Below are 18,054 nucleotides of genomic sequence, written 5' to 3'. Positions count from 1 at the left end.
TAAATTAGGAGTGTGTTGGTAAAACAAATTAATCGGAGGTGACAAAATGAAGGAAAGAATTATGGGATCAATGCAGGCGTTTTCAAAAGCAATGTTTATTCCTGTATTGATTTTGCCAATTGCAGGTATATTAATCGCTCTTGGAAATGTATTTACCAATCAAAAACTCATTGATATTTTTCCGTTTTTGGATAACCCAGTCACAACAGGTTTAGGCATGATTTTATCTGGTTCCTTAGTGTCAATATTGGGCAACTTAGGGCTGATCTTTTGTGTAGGACTTACGGTGGGCTTAGCAAAAAAAGAAAAATCAGTAGCTGGTTTTACCGCATTATTGGGCTATCTAGTTTTTGTAAATGCGATGAACAAATTTATGGAATTGAATGGATTACTACTTAAAGAGGACGCTTTGCAAGGCACCGGCCAAACTTTGATTCTTGGAATTCAGATCCTTGATATGGGAGTTTTTCTAGGAATTATACTTGGAATTGTAACCGCTTATATTCACAATAAGTTTATTGATACAGAATTCAAGGGAGCGGCGCAAATTTATGGAGGATCTCGTTTTGTATTTATCGTTTTAATTCCAGTGGTTATTCTCTTAGCTGTTGCCCTCACCTATACCTGGCCATTTTTTCAGCATGGAATTAACGGCTTGGGAACAATAATACACAGAAGTGGCAATTTTGGGCTATTTATGTATGGAGCTTTGGAACGGTTGTTAATTCCGACTGGTCTGCATCACTTAGTTTATACACCATTTCTATATACTTCGTTAGGCGGAGTTCAGGAAGTAGGCGGGCATGTCTTTGAAGGAGCAAGGAATATATATTATGCGGAAATTGCTGATCCAAGTGTGACCCGACTATCAAAAAGTGTGATCTGGGATGCACGTGGTATTTCTAAAATGTTTGGTTTACTGGGTGCATGTCTCGCGATGTATCATACAGCTAGACCAGAAAATAAAGCAAAAGTAAAAGCAATACTTATTCCTGCTGCATTTACGTCCTTTGTGGCGGGAGTAACGGAACCTATTGAATTTTCTTTTATGTTTGTGGCACCGCTGCTTTTTGTCGTGCACGCTGTTTTGAGTGGTTTAAGCTTTGTGGTCTTAAGTATTCTCGATGTCCGTGCTATCGGTCCAAATGGAATGATTGACTTTCTTTTGTTTAATCTACCATTAGGAATTGCTAAAACATCATGGCCGATGTACATTCTGGTCGGTTTAGTTTTTTTTGGAATCTACTATGTTACTTTCCGCTTCTTGATTACAAAATTAAATTTCAAAACAATTGGACGTGAAGATCATGGGAAGGAAACCAAGTTATATTCTAAAAAGGAATACCGAGAAAAGAAAAATCAAGGTAAAGGGGAAAAACTTCAGAACAATTCAGAACTTGCCAAAATTATTATTGATGCATTGGGCAAAGCAGAAAATATTAATACAGTGACAAATTGCTATACAAGGTTGAGACTAACGTTAAAAAATCCTGAGCTAGTTAATGAATCTATATTGAGAAATGATACTGGAGCCAGCGGAATTATTGTTAAAGGACAAAATGTTCATGTTGTTTATGGCTTACGGGTAACGAGTATTCGAAAGGCTGTAGATCAGTATTTGGGAAGAAAGGAAAACGACTAAAATGAGAAAGGATGATTTATAATGAAAAAATTTACAGTTGTTATCGCAGGTGGCGGGAGTACGTATACCCCGGGAATTGTCATGATGCTTTTAGACAATGCGGATCGATTTCCACTGAAGAAATTGACATTATATGATAATGACATGGAAAGACAAAAAGTATTGGGTGAAGCATTAAATATAACATTAAAAGAACAAGCGCCAGAAATAGAGTATTCTTATACAACAGATCCGGCAACAGCTTTTGCGGACGCAGATTTCTGCTTCGCGCATATCCGGGTTGGAAAATACGAAATGCGTGAAAAAGATGAAAAGATTCCTTTGAAACATGGTGTTGTTGGTCAAGAAACTTGTGGACCAGGCGGGATTGCTTATGGAATGCGTAGTATTACTGGAATGATCGAACTGATTGACTTTATGGAAAGCTATGCGCCGAATTGCTGGATGCTCAATTATTCAAATCCTGCTGCCATTGTTGCGGAGGCGTGTCGCGTGCTTCGACCGAAATCGAAAGTATTGAACATTTGTGATATGCCTGTTGGGACACTACGTAGAATGTCTCAAATCATTGGGAAGACACCAAAAGATTTGGAAGTTAGATATTTTGGTTTAAATCATTTCGGATGGTGGACCAGTGTCAAGGATAAAAATGGATATGAATATTTACCTCAAATTCGTGATTATGTCGCAAAAAATGGTTATCTGACGCAAATCGAAGTAGATACACAGCATATGGATCAAAGTTGGCAGGAGACACATAAAAAAGCCAAAGATTTGTTGGCTGTTGATCCAAGATTTCTGCCTAATACGTATTTAAAATATTATTTTTATCCTGATTATGTTGTGAACCATTCGGATATCAGTTATACGCGCACAAACGAAGTTATCGATGGTAGGGAAAAGGAAGTCTTTTCAACGGCTAGAAGAATTATTGAAAAAGGTACAGCAGATGGAAGTGAATTCTCAATTGGTAGCCATGCTACTTTTATAGTAGATTTAGCACGAGCAATCGCTTTTAATACACATGAGCGAATGGTTATGATTGTGGAAAATAATGGAGCAATTGCAAACTTTGATCATCATGCAATGGTGGAGGTTTCCTGTATTGTCGGAACGGATGGACCGGAGCCATTAACTCAAGGCATCATTCCCGAATTTGAAAGAGCACTCATGTATCAGCAAGTAACCGTAGAAAAATTGGTCGTTCAGGCATATATTGAAGGGAGCTATCAAAAGCTTTGGCAGGCGTTAATTCTTTCAAAAACAGTACCAAGTGCCAAAGTCGCTAAAGCAGTCTTAGATGATTTAATTGAGGTGAATAAAGGCTATTGGCCGGAATTAAAATAATTTCTTCAAAAAACAGAAGGTGAAGCAAACAAGTACGAGGGCGCGGCGATTCACTCTAGTAATAACGGGCCGATAAGTCCAAAGGTCTAAACGGATTGATTGGAAGAAAAATGGGTAGAAGAATTAAAATAAACAATGATGACTCAGAAACTGAATATAATGCTTTATAAAGTTCATTAACAAAAAGACGCAGATTATCGGGATCTGCGTCTTTTTACTTTTATGCGTCATAAGGTATCGGCGCGGCCGGTCCTGCGAAATAGGAGGAGGGGTACGGCTTCGGCTGCGGGCCCGCTTCGTTGGGCTGCTTTTGATTGGTGCAGCTGACCGGTGGACCGAGAATGGTAGACTGCTGAATGGGCGCAACGGTTTGAGCATAGGCGGACGGATCAACACAATAGGCACGGTTCATGACTTCTGCCGGTATGACGCGTAGAAAATCGGAACCAAAGACAACGTCCGGAGTCGGCTGATCAAAGATTGTCAGTAGGTGCACGTCATCCGTCAAGGCAAGGATCCAGTGGAACCATCCTTTCGGCAGAACGCACACCTGACCTGGATTGAGACGATAGGTCATCACCTTTTGCGTAAATGGATTGAACACCGATGTGACCACCGTACCGCTGATCACGAAGACCATTTCAGAAGCATTGGTGTGCCAGTGCGGCTGAATAATGATTCCGCGCGTCATGCGGGCGTTGAAAAAACCGGTTTTGATTGTCGGAAGCTGCGGCCCGAACAGCTGGAAAATGTAGTTGTTTGCATCGCGTTGTTCCGTAACGGTTCGCATCGAATCGCCGAACAGGGTAAAAGACGGGTCGGATGGATTAACCGGCATAAGCATCATCCCTTTTTTGATTCATTTCTCTCTACTTTATGCCTGAAGCCGGCCAAGGGTGAAACGCCTATTCATTCGGTTCGACGTGTACATGGACCTCGAAGACGTCATATTTATCCATCAATACGGCTTCAACACGAGAAGAAATGCGATGTGCTTCGCGCAAGCTCATGTCCGGGTTGACAACGATGACTAAATCAATAACCGTGTTATTGCCATATTTCCGCCCGCGGATATCGCGCACACCTTCAACGCCGGGCACCGAATGGACCAAATGGTTAAAGGCATGCAGCGTTTTGTCATCAAAGCCGTCCGACAGATAGTATGAGGATTCTCTGAAAATGTCCCAGGCGGTTTTGCAGATGAGCAGTCCGATCACAAACGCTGCCGCCGAGTCCAGCCAGTTTAAGTGGATTTGTGCACCGAAAATACCAATACTGGCGCCAATGCTCACGCAGCCATCAGAAAAATTGTCCTTTGCTGCAGCAAGGACCGAGGTGCTGCCGGTTTTCTTGGACAGCCGTTTATTGTATGCGTAAACGGAGAACATGATCGCTGCACAGAGAAGGCCAATCCAAGCGGCGAGCAGATCCGGACGTTCTTCATGCCCGTTAAAAATGGATTGCGCGCCGTCGAAAAGCACTTGAACACCGACCGCCATCATGACGAATGAGGCAAAGAGCGAGGCGATCGTCTCGCTTTTCCAATGCCCGTACGGGTGGTCGCTGTCAGCCGGACGCTGGGAAAGTTTCAAGCCAATCAGCACAGCAACCGAAGCGAAAATATCGGTGACATTGTTAAAACCATCGGCACGAAGCGCGCGCGAGCCCATTGAAATACCGACAAACAGCTTGAGCGCAGATAAAATCAAGTAAGTGATGATACTTATGATTGCACCGCGTTCACTTAATTTCAGGTTCAAATATCGGTCTTGAATCATAGCGGACACCAGACTTTCTTTTCATAAAAAGATTGTGAATCATTTGTTATACTAAGCGCAACGTTTCATCTATACCCCATAAACAAATGAATGAATCTGCATGTGGAGGTTGGTTTATTGGATACGGTTGATGCTTCATTTCAAATGGTGCAAATCATTATTTTTATTGGCTTTGCGCTTGTGATCGGCGGCATTATTTTCAGTTTTGTAAAGCGAGCGGCAACGTGGTCATCCAACAAGCAAAAGCCGCGTCTTCGTGTTCCAGCACAGGTTGTTGGCAAAAGAACCGGAACGGCCGGAGGAAACGAAAGACCTGTGATTACCCACTATTATGCCACATTTGAGATGGAGAGTGGCGACCGGATCGAGTTTGAAGTGTCTGGGTCAGAATACGGCATGCTTGCAGAAGGCGATCATGGCATGCTCGAATTTCAAGGCACACGCTATCTGGGTTATCAGCGCAATGCCGGGGGAAGCCTTGAACCGTGACCGAGGTTGAAAACTTTTTGTCAATTAAAAAATCGATTGACAATCGTTTTTGAAAGTTAGAGACTAAAAGAGCACTACATTTTCGGTACCTTCCGGAGGGCGGGTACGAAAAAGAACAGGAGCTGAGCAGAGTTGAGTAATCATTTAAGTACAGCATCAGTAGGAACATTTGGTGAATTCGGCGGCAGCTATGTCCCCGAAGCATTGCAGAAGGTCTTGGCAAGGCTTGCCGAAGCCTTCGACCGATATAAGGACGACCCGGAATTTAACAGAGAACTGCGTGGCTACATGAAAGACTATGTCGGACGCGAAAATCCGTTGACTTTTGCAAAAAACCTGACGGAACAAGCCGGTGGTGCCAAAATCTATCTGAAAAGAGAGGATTTGAACCACACCGGTGCGCACAAGATTAATAACACAATCGGTCAGATTCTGCTGGCCAAACGGATGGGTGCAAAGCGCATCATCGCAGAAACCGGCGCCGGACAGCATGGCGTCGCAACAGCCACCGTTGCCGCACTATTCGGTCTGCCATGTACGATCTACATGGGTAAATACGATACCGAACGTCAAGCACTGAACGTCTTCAGGATGGAATTGCTTGGCGCTAAAGTCGTGCCTGTAGAAAAGGGTCAGGGCCGTTTGAAGGACGCAGTTGATGTTGCGCTGGCAGATTTGGTGCAAAATCATGAGACAACGTTCTACTTACTGGGGTCAGCGGTTGGTCCGCACCCGTACCCAACGATGGTGCATCATTTCCAGTCGATTATCAGCGAAGAGTCGAAGCGGCAGATTCTTGAAAAAGAAGGCAAACTTCCTGCTGCGGTTGTTGCTTGTGTCGGCGGCGGCAGCAACGCAATCGGGGCCTTTGCCCATTACATTGACGAGCTGAGCGTCCGCCTTATCGGCGTCGAGCCGGCAGAAGCCGCAAGCATTGCCGAAGGCGTACCGGCCGTGATTCACGGCTTCAAATGCTACGCGCTTGTCGATGAAAACAACAATCCGAAGCCGACTTACTCCATTGCCGCCGGTCTTGATTATCCGGGTGTCGGTCCGGAACACAGCTACCTGAAAGCATCGGGGCGCGGCGAATACGTCACGGTCACCGGCAAAGAAGCGCTGGATGCCTTCCTGAATCTGTCCAAGGTCGAAGGGATCATCCCGGCGCTCGAAAGCGCGCATGCCGTCGCCTATGCGACGAAGCTCGCCAAGACCTTGCCAAAGGACGAAAGCATCATCGTCAACCTTTCCGGCCGCGGCGACAAAGACGTCAAGCAAGTCTATGAAATGCTGAACAAAAAATAAAAGGTTGAAATAAGGTTTAACGCTACGATTTGTAAAAGAAAAGGAACGCTCATGCAGGCGTGATCAAAAAGGCGGCTTGGCATTCAAATGCTTAAGCCGCTTTTTTCCTAAGTGAAGAACAGCTCGCGCGCATTGAGCTTGTATTTTCGTACGTTAAACCGACTTTTCATAGCGACCGTGTGTTGCACTTAAATAAGTACAATTGCATCGAATTGAGGATAAAACGTCACTTGATTCGGAACGTATCTCAAGAGAAGCCATACAACTTTCATCATGATTTGAAAGAAGATTGCTTATTTGCTGCTCCTTCCAGCGCTGCTCAAAACCTGGTCCGTCAGGAAGCAGCACTTCCCAAATGAAGGCGTTATTGGCGGTATCGACAGCTTTGTACCCTCTGCACTAAACTTCATCACGCAAGGTGGATCTTCTAGGCTCCCGACATGCCGGTGATGAAGATGACAGCTTTTCTCAGATGCTTATCGATACGGAACGTTCCTATGAAAATCAAAGTGTCTATTTGTCTACGTTAACAGAAAATGCATAATCTGATTTGCCGGATCGCCAATGTGCTTGAATCAGGATCACATAAATTCCTGGTTTTGTTGGCAACGTTATCGTGTTTTTATGAACCGGGAGCGCTGATCCTTTGCGGTACTGATTATAGAGATGCGCACTGAATTTCGGATGGGAACGATCGGAAAAGGAGACGGTTGCTTTTTGACCGGGATCAATAGACCGCCGGTGCATAGTTTCCGTCCATTGCGATGAAACATCGGCGACGACAGAGGTGCGGCTGAACAACCCGTAGCTCCATTCATAGCCGCCCTTGCGTGTTTCCGTTTTTTTTGTGTTGCACGGTGACTTGTACATTTGGCGGCTCTGCGCTGAGTGAGGTGCACGATGAAACGGTGAAAAGCATCATGCATACGAAAAGCAGGACTAATTTTTTCAAACCGTTCCCTCCAATGTTTTTCTTCCATTTTAACCCAACTATTCAACCCATGCATGATACAATAATGAAAAAACAGAAAGGATGCTTACTTATGTTTCTTCATAAGATTGACGATGAACTTGTTCTGAAACTCGTGGAGCCGCAAGATGCGGAAGCGATTTTCGATTTGACGGAACAGTCGCGGCATTCGCTGCGCGAATGGCTGCCGTGGCTGGATGTGACGCGCGCGGTCACGGATACTCAAGCGTTTATTCGAGCAGCGCGCAAAGGCTATGGCGAGAACCGAAGCATGACGGCGGTCATCCTTTTTCATAGAATAAGAAAAGATCGTGTAAAGGCCACGAAGGCCCAGCCGGTGCCTGAAAACTTGGCTTCACCAAGTTTCCTTTATAACGAGACAGCGGGGCTGATCAGTTTTAACGAAATCAATTGGGCGAACAAAACCGCGCAAATCGGCTATTGGCTCGGTTCGCAATACCAAGGCCGAGGGATCATGACACGCGCCGCATCAGCATTAACGGATTACGCATTTCGAGAACTCGGTTTGCATAAGGTGGAAATCCGCGCTGCGCTTGGAAATTCGAAGAGCCGCGCGATTCCTGAGCGGCTTGGCTTTAAGCAGGAAGGCTGCATCCGTTCCGGCGAGTGGCTCTACGATCATTACGTGGATCATGTCGTTTACGGTGTGCTCGATTCAGAATGGGCCGCGACCGCGCCACGAGAAAAGTGAAAAATAAAAACATACACATCCCCCTATCCGTCACGATTCAAAGAAAGAATAGGATGTTGCTCCGCCTTCAAACCAATAGACCCGTGTCTTGACCGAGAATCAAAACGGAGGTGCACGGGCGCCCGCGGCAAGCGAGCAATCGGAGCGTACACAAAAATAAGATGGTTTAAGTGCCAAGTACAGCTTGGTTTTTCTTAAAATGGAGGAGAGGCTATGTTTGATGCATTCAACCAAGAACTTCAAGAAATTAAAGAACAGGTGAAAAATAAGAAGAAGTGGGAAGCCCAGCTGGCGCGTCTGAAGGACGAGACGCAGCAGCAGGAACAAAAATGGGCGAGGCTTCAAGCAACGTTGACCAAAGAGCAGAAGGACGTCACGCGGATGGAATCGTTAAGTGTGCCATCGATTCTCTATACGTTGATCGGCCGCAAACTAGAGAAGATCGACAAAGAGAAGCAGGAAGCGATAACGGCACAGTTGAAGGAACAGGAAGCGCGACGAACACTGGAAGATATGAAAAAAGAGCAAGCGGAGCTCGTTGAAAAACTGAAACAGGTTGCCGGTGCAGACACGCGCTACGAGGCTTGGATGCAGCATAAAGAGCAATTGATTCATGATACGGCATCGCCAATAAGTAAAGCGCTGTACCAGCTGCTCGATCAGGAAGCAGATCTGCGTGCAGGACTCAAGGAACATAAGGAAGCGATTGCGGCAGGTCAACAGGCGCACGAGGCATTGGAGCACGCCCAAGCTTCGCTCAACACAGCGAAAAATTGGTCCAATCTCGACCTGTTTGGCGGAGGATTTATCTCAACCGCGATGAAGCATGAGCGAATGGACGGCGCACGCGGCGATATTCATGATGCCCAGCAAGCACTGCGCCGCTTTGAAAAGGAATTAAGTGACGTGACCGGCGCGTCGTTTTCTGAGCTCGAAAGCAATGGGCTGCTAACCTTTGCCGACTATTTTTTTGATAACGTGGTGACCGATTGGATGGTGCACACGAAGATTCAGAAATCCAGCGCGCAGATCGAGCGAATTCTGCAGCAGATTGCTCAATTGCTTGATCAGCTCCGCCAACAAAGCGCTGATCTGAAAAAGAAGCTTGAAGAAACGGAAAAGCGACGAACGAAAATGATCGAGAACTATTGAGCACGCCCAAAGATTGAGCGGGGTACCGTTGCAGTCGCGCCTATAAAGAGAATTTGGAGAAGCCTTAGGGCGCTTATCCTTCTAATCGTGCAAAAAAAACACAGCCTGAGCTGGCTGCGCTTTTCAAGGATGATTCACTTCCTTAACGCCAGTCGACGATGTCTTCGATCGGTTGGCGCGTTTTCGGCCGCGGCTCTTTGGCGCGGTAGCCGAACGCCGCCATGCAGGCGATGCCGAAGTCGCCGCCTTTGATGATCCCTTCATCTTTTAGCACTTTTTCAACTTTTTCTTTATTAAATCCTTCAATTGGGCAGGAGTCGATGCCGATTTCAGCAGCAGCGGTCATCATGTTGGCGAGGGCAAGGTAGCATTGCCGGCAGCCCCATTCGAAGAAGACACGATCATTGCTTGCAAGATCAAAATCAACCTTTTGAAAATTATCGATCGCGCCGGTCATCATCTTGGCAATATCCGGCGGACACTTCTGTACCTCACGGATCATGTGCTGAACATGCGGCGCGTTTGCTGCAAGTCCCGATTTCAGACGCGACAGAACGAGGACGAAGTGGCTGGCTGTTTTCAGTTTTTCGGTTGCACCCCATGCATCTGGGGCGATTTTTTCCCGCAGAGCCTTAGATTGTACAACGACGAATTTCCACGGCTCAAGGCCAAATGAGCTCGGCGACAGTCGCGCGGTTTCCAGAATGAAGCGAAAATCGTCATCACTGATTTTCTTGGTCGAATCGAACGCCTTGCAGGCATGGCGGAAGTGAAACGCGGACAAAATCTGCGCTTTAATTTGCTCTTTGTTTCTTGTGGTTTCCATGAACAATCCCTCTTTCTTCAATCGTGTTCCCAACGGTTATTATAAATCAGTTTGGCGGGAAAAATGAGCGAGAAGGCTTGAGCGAACGGGTAGACCTTTGCGGATGGCTTGCAATTGAGCCATTTCTTTTTCACAATAAAAAGAAGACGTATGATCGGAGGTTTTTCGATGTATTCAGATCTGGCAGGAAAAGTAGCGGTCGTGACCGGCGGCTCAAAGGGGATTGGAAATGCGATCTCGCGCCGACTGGCTGAAGAAAAAATGGCCGTTGTGATCAATTACCACAGCGACCGTGAGCAGGCGGAACAAACCGCTGAAGAATTGAAAAAAGCCGGCGGCGACGCGGTTGCGATTCAAGCAGATGTCGGTAGCGAGCAAGGGATTCAGGCACTTCTTGATGCGGCTGAACAGCATTTCGGCGCTCTGGACGTCTGGGTCAATAACGCCGGCATGGAGAATCGCGTCCCCACGCATGAGATGAGCCTCAAAGAATGGGAGCAGGTGATCAACGTCAACCTAACCGGTGTTTTTCTCGGTGCGCGGGCGGCGATCAACCATTTTCTAAAGCATCAGAAGAAAGGGAACATCATTAACATGTCTTCGGTTCATGAGCGGATTCCGTGGCCGACATTTGCCCACTATGCGGCGAGCAAGGGCGGGGTCAAGCTGTTTAGCGAAACGATTGCTTTGGAGTATGCAAAACGCGGCATTCGCGTCAACAGTATTGCCCCGGGCGCGATTGAAACGCCGATTAATGCGGAAAAATTCGCTGATCCGCAGCAGAAACAGAGTACGTTGGAGATGATTCCGATCAACGCCATTGGGAAGCCGGAAGAAGTGGCTGCCGCCGCTGCATGGCTGGCGTCAAGTGAATCGAGCTATGTCACCGGGACAACCCTTTTCGTCGACGGCGGCATGTCGCTTTATTCCGAATTCGAAGAGGGAAAGGGCTGAGCCATACATGGAGCAAAAAGAAGCGCTTTATAAGCCTTGGCTGGACTGGGCGATTGAGCTTCAGTCGCTTGCCCAAGCAGGGCTCGCTTACTCGAAGGACCGTTTTGATCAGGAGCGGTTCACCCGCATTCGCGAAATCGCCGCGGAAATGCTTGCCACGAAAAGCGGCCTCTCGCTAGAGCAGGTTCATGACCTTTTCTGCAACGAAACCGGCTATCAGACGCCGAAGCTCGATACGCGAGCCGCCATTTTTCAAGATGAAAAAATAGTGCTTGTCAAAGAAAACAACAGCACCTGGTCGCTGCCCGGTGGTTGGGTCGATGTTGATCAATCGATTAAATCCAATACGAAAAAAGAAGTAAAAGAAGAGGCAGGGCTGGAGGTTGAACCGATGCGGATCATTGCGATTCACGACCGCAATGCGCACAACCGACCGCGCTACGCGTACGGGGTATGCAAAGTTTTCGTCCAATGCAGACGAATCGGCGGACAATTCCAAGCGAACAGTGAAACCACCGAGAGCCGCTGCTTCGCACTGGACGAGCTGCCGACGCTCGCCGAAGAAAAAAATACAAAGGAACAAATTCAGATGTGCTTCGCCGCATATCACGATCCAAATTGGACCGCCGTGTTTGACTAACGCGCGGACCTTATTATATACCTTTGTTTCTGATCTTGACGATCTCACTGCCAATCGCGCAATAATGGTTTGAAGGACCTTTGTTGGTTCAGAATAAGTTTGATTAACCGTCACTCTAGACGCTTGAATCCGTTATTTTTAGTATTCCAATCGCTACACTCACTTAAGGGTGCTGATTGTGAGCTTCGCAGCCTCCGCAATAAGTTCGTTATGATAGGGGGCATCTTTTGTATCACGGCTGGACAGAATTGCAAGGATAATGGGCAATCTTTTCGGTGGCCAAACGATGGCAAGGTCGTTTCGCGTTCCATAACCGCCGGCTCCGGACTTATCAGCGACCGCTCAGCCTTTTGGCACGCCGGCACGAATGAGTTGGTCTCCAGTAGTGTTTCCACGCATCCAATCGGCGAGCATTTTACGTTTATGAGTTGGCGGTGCCTTGCCAACCGAGAAAGCTTTAAGATCGGTAGCAAGTGCGCTTGCCGTGCTTGTGTCACGGAGGTCTCCGGGAATCGCTTCATTCAAATCTGTCTCAAAGCGGTTCGCCTTCGTAACATTGTCGCCAATCTTATTGAGTGTTTTTTCAAATCCATTAGAACCGCCTAGTTTCTTAAGTAAAAGGTTGCCCGCAGTGTTAGCGCTGTAGCGAATGGCAGCCTCGCAAATTTCACCAAGGGTCATGCCGCTATTCACGCGATTTTCAGCGATTGGAGAATACGTGACTAAGTCATCTTTGCTAAACAGGATGACTTCATTTAATTGGTGAATCGAGCTTTGTTGCAGCACGGCTCCTGCAGCTAGGGCCTTATAGGTAGAGGCATAGGCGAACCGGTCATCCGGTCGATAAGCGACTGTCCGTTGTGTACCGCTATCGAAAGCATAAACGCCAATCCGGGCGTCGAACTTTTTCTCAAGTTGAACGAACGCTTGATCAGTCGGACGGTTTGTTCGCTGCGCTATTTTTTTTGCTTCCACCTGCACTGATCTGCCCGTGAAAGGTTTTGCGCCTATACGACTTAAAGTTAGCAGGCCCGTACAAATCCCTATTGTTAACAACCTTGTCCTTTTCAAAAGGGTCACTTTTTTCGGATTTTATAATCCTAAAAATCATAGTGTGTTGTTCAATGAGAATAAGATGGCTAAGGTGGTTAGTGTTGACGATTTGTCTAGTAAATCGCTTTATTTCAACGCATCACTTCCTCCAGAAAATTCACCAGGTTGCGCCTATAGAGTCGTGATTTTGTGATGTACCGTAAGCGATCGACTGATCCGCGAGGTTAAAGCGAAATCGCAAAAAGCGAAAGCGAATCTCCGCTGCGTGAACGGTCCCGAAAATGTTTACGATTCGTTTGCATACACGAAATAATTCCGCTTATAAACTATGATATGATAAATGAAAACAGAAAAAAAGTGGATGGAAAGAGGGGATCCGATGGAAACAAACGGATTAATGGAACGTGTACTGCCTTTAAAAGGCGTCTATAATTTCCGTGATATGGGCGGAATCAAAACGCGGGATGGTCGGAAAGTGAAACGCGGTCTGCTCTTCCGGTCGGCCGATTTAACAGATAGTACCGAGCAAGATAGAAAACATATTCAGGATCTGAATCTCAAAGTCATTTACGACTATCGTGATAAAGCAGAAGCAGATGCGCGGCCGGATCCGCAAATCGGCGGCGAGCGCCATGAGCGGATTGCGGTTAACGGCGAGGACAAAACGACGGCGCGCGAGGAATGGGATCCGGCGACTTTTTATAAAACGTTTACACGAGAAAAATTTGCGCAAGTCTATCGAGAAATGCCGGTGCACAACAAATCGTACTACCGGCTGATGCAGTTGTTCAAGAACCCGGAGGAAAATCTGCCGGTACTGCATCACTGTGCCGGCGGCCGTGATCGCACCGGGGTCGGCGCCATGCTGCTGCTGCGTACGCTCGGTGTCTCCTTTGAGACAATTATGGATGATTATTTGCTCTCGAATCAAACGCTTACTCGCTACCACGAGGAAACATTCGCGGATGCTGCACGCTACGTGAGCGGGCCGCAGCTGAAGCGGTTCGAGGAGGGCTTCCTCGTTCATGAAGAATATCTGGACGCAGCGATTGGCGCGATCTTCAGCAGCTATGGCAAGTTCGGCAAGTACTTGGAAACAGAGTTCGGAATTACCCGCGCGGATCGCCGGCGCCTTCAAGCATACTGCCTCGAATAAAGGTTGGAACAGCGGCTTTGAGAAGCTGCTGTTTTTAAATGCAGAGTAGCGAAATTCACTTCCAGGCGATCAATCATGCCGGCGGGACGTTTACAAATCAGCGAACCCGCGGCAATGGCTTGAGCCGCGGTCAGGGCATTCGCCCGTCGGCATGGCCAATCGAAGCGTATTGCCACTTCAGTACATTTTTTGCGCGCATCGCTTATGGGAATTTTACGATGAATCATTTATAAGCGGCGTTCCAATGCTATACTTAAGAAAATGATTTAAAGAGGAGAAAAAAGATGGCAACTTGGATTATTATTGCGATCATTGCGATTATTGTGATCTATTTTATTGCGCAATACAACGGTTTGGTCAAGCTGCGTAACTGGGTGCAGGAATCATTCAGCCAGATTGATGTCCAGCTGAAACGGCGCCATGACCTGATCCCAAATCTTGTCGAAACGGTCAAAGGCTATGCCAAACATGAAAAAGAAACGCTTAATCAAGTCATTGCTGCGCGCAATGGCCTGGTGAGCGGAACGCCGCAGCAGCGGATTGAAGCGGACAATCAACTTGAAGGTGCATTGAAGTCAATTTTTGCATTGGCGGAATCCTATCCGGATTTGAAAGCCAATCAGAATTTTCTCAGCCTGCAGGAAGAACTGGCGACGACTGAGAACAAGGTTGCTTATTCGCGCCAGCTGTACAACAAAACGGTTAAAGATTACAACATTAAGCGTGAATCGTTCCCATCGAACATTATTGCAAAATTGTTCAACTTCCAAAGAGAAGAACTGCTCTCGATTCCGGAAGCCGAACGCGACGTGCCTAAGGTTACGTTCTAACGGAGGCGGCGTATGCTCTATCAGCAAATTCAACAAAATAAGCGGAAAACGCTTGTTTTGCTTACTTTTTTCTGCGTGCTTGTACTGGCGATCGGCTGGGCGGTCGGCTATTTTCTGAACGGCGACCTGTTCTCCGGGCCAATCATTGCAGCGGTTGTGCTTGCTGTTTACGTGCCGATCACCTTTGCCAGTGCGCGTGCGCAAGTGCTCAGCATGGCCGGTGCGCATCCGATTGAGAAAAAGGACAACCCGATGCTGTTCAATGTTGTCGAGGAACTGGCGCTGGCCGCCAATGTGCCAATGCCGAAAATCTATATTGTCAACGATCCGTCGCCCAATGCGTTTGCGACCGGAATGAAACCGGAGTCAAGCGTGATTGCGTTCACCAGCGGCTTACTCGAACGGTTGAACCGTGAGGAAATTGCCGCAGTTGCTGCACACGAATTTTCTCATATTCGCAATTACGACATTCGTTTGATGACGCTTTGCATTGCACTTGTCGGCGTTATTGTGGTTGTTGCCGACATCGGACAGCGCATGCTTTTCTGGGGCGGCGCGCGAAACAACAAACGCAATAATGAAAAGTCAAATCCAATCTTTATGATTCTTGCACTGGTTCTGATCATACTTGCGCCGCTTGTTGCACAATTCGTCCAGCTTGCTGTCTCGCGAAATCGTGAATATTTGGCAGATGCCTCAGCGGTTGAACTGACCCGCGATCCGCAAGGACTGATCAACGCGCTTACCAAAATCAGCAGCGACGACAAAGGAATGAAACGGGTCAAGGACGCGACGGCCTCAATGTACATCTCCAATCCATTCGGCAAAAACAAGAAAAAAACGAACTGGTTCGCAACGCATCCACCGATCGAAAGCCGGATTGAACGGCTCAGGGCCATGTAATCATAATGAAAAATTCCTCGTACAGAACGTTGTGCGAGGAATTTTTTTTGCAGGTAAAGACAGGATGTGATTTTTGGACATGCAAAAAACCCGTGCATCAACGCGCAGATGCTCCGGCGTTTGCGGGATTCAGCACCGAAAAGACGAAAGCCCATTACACATGGATGGAGATGAATGCTAGTGAACGGTCCTATCGATTAAGGATGATTCAATTGTCAATCGGTTGACAAAATGCGGTTGATAATAAAATGTAATGTAAATTTTTCTGGAATGAATTGGGGGCTATAGACCCGTTTTTGTTGCGTTTGTGTAACGATCATTGAAATTTTACGAATGGTTCAAAAGTACTGTCCATTCGTTGCGTTGCGCGCTTGAAAATCCCAGTCCGTTATGGACTAGGGCAGATTAATTTGTATATCGACTTGAACGGGGCAAAAACAAAAGATTGCATAGTTTGTTACATCAGTCATCTAAAGAGGGACTAAAGGCTTAATAAGGTCTAGTTTGGGAAACGCTTACCGACATATTTTGGTGAATTGACAGACAGCTGGCTTCACCGTATTCTAGAGGTGCCCAGTCATCGATTGATTGACAACCGGTTGACAATTGTTCTTATCCTGTGCGCACAACAGAGAAAAAGTGAATAGGGCAACGTTTATGAAACGATGAATCCAAAATCGTCGGAGGAGAGAAGAATACCGTGAGAAAACAGCCAAAGAAGCTTATTGCAGGACTGCTTACCGCAACCTTTTTGATTGTAGGTGCAGGCAATGTATCCGCGAAACCAATTGATGCTTTTGGGAAGAACCAGACTTATGGCGTTTCCCATATTACACGCTATGATATGAGTAAAATTCCCGATCAGCAGGGGAACGAACGCTTCGAAGTTCCGCAATTTGATGAATCAACGATTGAAAATTTACCATCGGCAGTTGGCAAGGATAAAGATGGAAACGAAATCGATTTGGATGTTTGGGACAGCTGGCCGCTGCAGAACGCGGACGGCACGGTAGCCAACTATAAAGGCTATAACATTGTCTTTGCACTCGCCGGTGATCCGAATGTCGGCAGCGACACATTCATTTACCTTTTTTACCAAAAGAAAGGCGACACATCGATTGACAGCTGGAAGAACGCAGGTCGCGTTTTCCAAGCGGATGATCACTTGAAAACGAATGATGAAATCTTGAAGAATCAGGCAGAGGAATGGTCGGGATCGGCAACGCTGACCTCGGACGGCAAAGTGCGTTTGTTTTACACAAACCGTCATCCATGGGACGAAGGCAAGAAACTCTACGGAAAACAAACCTTAACGACTGCGCAGATCAATCTGTCACAGCCTGATGCAACGACCTTAAAGGTTGACGGCATCGAAGATTTGAAATCAATTTTTGATGGCGACGGCAAATATTATCAAACCGTTGATCAATTCGTGGCCGGTGACAAGGGCGCAGATAACCATACGCTGCGTGATCCACATTACGTAGAAGATAAAGGGCACAAATACCTTGTCTTTGAAGCAAATACCGGGACGAAGGTCGGCTATCAGGGAGACAACCAGCTGGACAACCGGGCCTACTACGGCGGCGGGCTCCGGTATTTCCAAAAAGAGCGAAAAGCACTGCTCGAAAGCCCGAAAAAGAATCTGGCATCGCTGGCCAATGGGGCCTTGGGCATCATTGAGCTGAATAACGATTACACGCTGAAAAAAGTCATGAAACCATTGATTACATCGAATACGGTCACCGATGAAATCGAGAGGGCGAACCTCTTTAAAAAGAATGGCAAATGGTATCTGTTTACCGATTCACGCGGCGCGAAAATGACGATTGACGGAATCGGAGACAAAGATATCTACATGCTCGGTTACGTGTCCAACTCGCTGACCGGAACCTATCGTCCAATGAATGGCAGCGGTCTAGTGCTCCACATGGACTTGGATACCGATGACATCACTTGGAATTACTCGCACTTTGCCGTACCGCAAAAGCGCGGCAACAACGTAGTGATTACGAGCTATATGACCAACCGCGGTACATTTGACGATCAACACTCAACGTTTGCACCAAGCTTCCTCGTGAAGTTGCAAGGATCACGCAGCTCGGTCGTTCCTGACAGTACGCTTGATCAAGGACAGCTCACGATTGACTGATTAAACGGAATAGATTTTGAAAAATGTCGCCTATCGGTGACATTTTTTTGCAGGATAAGAAAGTATATGATTTTGCCCTGTCTTCAAACCAATAGCCCAGTGTCTTGGCCGAGAAACAAAGCGGAGGTGCGAGACGCCTGCGGGA

Annotated in this window: 17 protein-coding genes and 1 pseudogene; 13 read left to right on the top strand and 5 right to left on the bottom strand. The window is 46.9% G+C overall.

The genetic code is table 11. The features are described from left to right. Positions 1-46 precede the first annotated feature (46 nt). Positions 47-1,642 (top strand): PTS transporter subunit EIIC, encoded by a 1,596-nt coding sequence (locus AA84_RS0111285; protein WP_028977289.1) that lies wholly within the window; start codon positions 47-49, stop codon positions 1,640-1,642. 21 nt (positions 1,643-1,663) lie between these two features. Further along, positions 1,664-2,989 carry a 6-phospho-alpha-glucosidase gene (locus AA84_RS0111280; protein WP_028977288.1) on the top strand — a complete coding sequence of 442 codons (1,326 nt, stop codon included), beginning with the start codon at positions 1,664-1,666 and terminating at the stop codon, positions 2,987-2,989. Between the two features lie 220 nt (positions 2,990-3,209). Here AA84_RS0111280 and AA84_RS17725 read toward each other — a convergent pair whose 3' ends face one another. Next, on the bottom strand, positions 3,210-3,827 hold the full coding sequence (locus AA84_RS17725) for a cupin domain-containing protein (RefSeq protein WP_037563525.1): 618 nt from the start codon (positions 3,825-3,827) through the stop codon (positions 3,210-3,212). A 67-nt stretch (positions 3,828-3,894) separates the two neighbouring features. Further along, positions 3,895-4,767, bottom strand: a complete 873-nt coding sequence (locus AA84_RS0111270) for a cation diffusion facilitator family transporter (RefSeq protein ID WP_028977287.1) — start codon at positions 4,765-4,767, stop codon at positions 3,895-3,897. Positions 4,768-4,884: 117 nt separating this feature from the next. Between AA84_RS0111270 and AA84_RS0111265 the strand changes: the two genes are divergently transcribed. Together AA84_RS0111265 and trpB are read left to right on the top strand one after the other, a co-directional pair. Continuing rightward, the gene (locus AA84_RS0111265) at positions 4,885-5,256 is read left to right on the top strand and encodes a DUF2500 domain-containing protein (RefSeq protein ID WP_028977286.1); all 372 of its coding nucleotides are present in this window, start codon (positions 4,885-4,887) and stop codon (positions 5,254-5,256) included. A gap of 132 nt (positions 5,257-5,388) precedes the next feature. Next, positions 5,389-6,561, top strand: a complete 1,173-nt coding sequence (gene trpB, locus AA84_RS0111260) for a tryptophan synthase subunit beta (protein WP_028977285.1) — start codon at positions 5,389-5,391, stop codon at positions 6,559-6,561. Between the two features lie 513 nt (positions 6,562-7,074). Here trpB and AA84_RS0111255 read toward each other — a convergent pair. After that, complete coding sequence (locus AA84_RS0111255) at positions 7,075-7,431, bottom strand: hypothetical protein (protein ID WP_028977284.1); 357 nt, start codon at positions 7,429-7,431, stop codon at positions 7,075-7,077. A gap of 173 nt (positions 7,432-7,604) precedes the next feature. On the opposite strand from AA84_RS0111255, the gene AA84_RS0111250 reads away from it, so the two are divergent. Both AA84_RS0111250 and AA84_RS0111245 read left to right on the top strand, forming a co-directional pair. Continuing rightward, positions 7,605-8,243 carry a GNAT family N-acetyltransferase gene (locus AA84_RS0111250; protein WP_028977283.1) on the top strand — a complete coding sequence of 213 codons (639 nt, stop codon included), beginning with the start codon at positions 7,605-7,607 and terminating at the stop codon, positions 8,241-8,243. Between the two features lie 213 nt (positions 8,244-8,456). After that, positions 8,457-9,395 (top strand): coiled-coil domain-containing protein, encoded by a 939-nt coding sequence (locus tag AA84_RS0111245; RefSeq protein WP_028977282.1) that lies wholly within the window; start codon positions 8,457-8,459, stop codon positions 9,393-9,395. A 142-nt stretch (positions 9,396-9,537) separates the two neighbouring features. Here AA84_RS0111245 and AA84_RS0111240 read toward each other — a convergent pair whose 3' ends face one another. Then, on the bottom strand, positions 9,538-10,221 hold the full coding sequence (locus tag AA84_RS0111240) for an NAD(P)H-dependent oxidoreductase (RefSeq protein ID WP_028977281.1): 684 nt from the start codon (positions 10,219-10,221) through the stop codon (positions 9,538-9,540). Positions 10,222-10,389: 168 nt separating this feature from the next. Between AA84_RS0111240 and AA84_RS0111235 the strand changes: the two genes are divergently transcribed. Both AA84_RS0111235 and AA84_RS0111230 read left to right on the top strand, forming a co-directional pair. After that, a complete protein-coding gene (locus AA84_RS0111235) occupies positions 10,390-11,175 on the top strand; it encodes a glucose-1-dehydrogenase (protein ID WP_028977280.1) in 786 nt (261 codons plus the stop codon). A gap of 7 nt (positions 11,176-11,182) precedes the next feature. After that, the gene (locus AA84_RS0111230; protein ID WP_028977279.1) at positions 11,183-11,815 is read left to right on the top strand and encodes an NUDIX hydrolase N-terminal domain-containing protein; all 633 of its coding nucleotides are present in this window, start codon (positions 11,183-11,185) and stop codon (positions 11,813-11,815) included. Positions 11,816-11,974: 159 nt separating this feature from the next. Here AA84_RS0111230 and bla read toward each other — a convergent pair. Next, positions 11,975-12,886: pseudogene (bla, locus tag AA84_RS17720) on the bottom strand (class A beta-lactamase). 361 nt (positions 12,887-13,247) lie between these two features. Here bla and AA84_RS0111220 point away from each other — a divergent pair. The 5 genes from AA84_RS0111220 (at position 13,248) to AA84_RS0111195 (ending at position 17,909) form a co-directional block, all read left to right on the top strand. Further along, positions 13,248-14,024: a tyrosine-protein phosphatase gene (locus AA84_RS0111220; protein WP_028977278.1), complete on the top strand. Its 777-nt coding sequence runs from the start codon at positions 13,248-13,250 to the stop codon at positions 14,022-14,024. A 38-nt stretch (positions 14,025-14,062) separates the two neighbouring features. Then, positions 14,063-14,257 carry a hypothetical protein gene (locus tag AA84_RS0111215; RefSeq protein ID WP_028977277.1) on the top strand — a complete coding sequence of 65 codons (195 nt, stop codon included), beginning with the start codon at positions 14,063-14,065 and terminating at the stop codon, positions 14,255-14,257. Between the two features lie 51 nt (positions 14,258-14,308). After that, positions 14,309-14,854 (top strand): LemA family protein, encoded by a 546-nt coding sequence (locus AA84_RS0111210; protein ID WP_028977276.1) that lies wholly within the window; start codon positions 14,309-14,311, stop codon positions 14,852-14,854. A 12-nt stretch (positions 14,855-14,866) separates the two neighbouring features. Next, positions 14,867-15,757 carry a zinc metalloprotease HtpX gene (htpX, locus tag AA84_RS0111205; protein ID WP_028977275.1) on the top strand — a complete coding sequence of 297 codons (891 nt, stop codon included), beginning with the start codon at positions 14,867-14,869 and terminating at the stop codon, positions 15,755-15,757. Positions 15,758-16,457: 700 nt separating this feature from the next. Further along, positions 16,458-17,909 carry a glycoside hydrolase family 68 protein gene (locus tag AA84_RS0111195; RefSeq protein WP_037563521.1) on the top strand — a complete coding sequence of 484 codons (1,452 nt, stop codon included), beginning with the start codon at positions 16,458-16,460 and terminating at the stop codon, positions 17,907-17,909. Positions 17,910-18,054: the final 145 nt, after the last annotated feature.

Source organism: Sporolactobacillus terrae DSM 11697 (assembly GCF_000648615.1).
GTDB classification, from domain to species: domain Bacteria; phylum Bacillota; class Bacilli; order Bacillales; family Sporolactobacillaceae; genus Sporolactobacillus; species Sporolactobacillus terrae.
Note: the sequence above shows the minus strand (reverse complement) of the source record. Positions and strands in the feature narration are given on the sequence as shown.

Bases quoted from the DNA above. Each gene is read 5' to 3' on its own strand.
- AA84_RS0111285 (WP_028977289.1), top strand. From the start codon at position 47: ATGAAGGAAAGAATTATGGGATCAATGCAGGCGTTTTCAAAAGCAATG.
- AA84_RS0111280 (WP_028977288.1), top strand. From the start codon at position 1,664: ATGAAAAAATTTACAGTTGTTATCGCAGGTGGCGGGAGTACGTATACC.
- AA84_RS17725 (WP_037563525.1), bottom strand. From the start codon at position 3,827: ATGCCGGTTAATCCATCCGACCCGTCTTTTACCCTGTTCGGCGATTCG.
- AA84_RS0111270 (WP_028977287.1), bottom strand. From the start codon at position 4,767: ATGATTCAAGACCGATATTTGAACCTGAAATTAAGTGAACGCGGTGCA.
- AA84_RS0111255 (WP_028977284.1), bottom strand. From the start codon at position 7,431: ATGTACAAGTCACCGTGCAACACAAAAAAAACGGAAACACGCAAGGGC.
- AA84_RS0111250 (WP_028977283.1), top strand. From the start codon at position 7,605: ATGTTTCTTCATAAGATTGACGATGAACTTGTTCTGAAACTCGTGGAG.
- AA84_RS0111245 (WP_028977282.1), top strand. From the start codon at position 8,457: ATGTTTGATGCATTCAACCAAGAACTTCAAGAAATTAAAGAACAGGTG.
- AA84_RS0111240 (WP_028977281.1), bottom strand. From the start codon at position 10,221: ATGGAAACCACAAGAAACAAAGAGCAAATTAAAGCGCAGATTTTGTCC.
- AA84_RS0111235 (WP_028977280.1), top strand. From the start codon at position 10,390: ATGTATTCAGATCTGGCAGGAAAAGTAGCGGTCGTGACCGGCGGCTCA.
- AA84_RS0111230 (WP_028977279.1), top strand. From the start codon at position 11,183: ATGGAGCAAAAAGAAGCGCTTTATAAGCCTTGGCTGGACTGGGCGATT.
- AA84_RS0111220 (WP_028977278.1), top strand. From the start codon at position 13,248: ATGGAAACAAACGGATTAATGGAACGTGTACTGCCTTTAAAAGGCGTC.
- AA84_RS0111215 (WP_028977277.1), top strand. From the start codon at position 14,063: ATGCAGAGTAGCGAAATTCACTTCCAGGCGATCAATCATGCCGGCGGG.
- AA84_RS0111210 (WP_028977276.1), top strand. From the start codon at position 14,309: ATGGCAACTTGGATTATTATTGCGATCATTGCGATTATTGTGATCTAT.
- htpX (WP_028977275.1), top strand. From the start codon at position 14,867: ATGCTCTATCAGCAAATTCAACAAAATAAGCGGAAAACGCTTGTTTTG.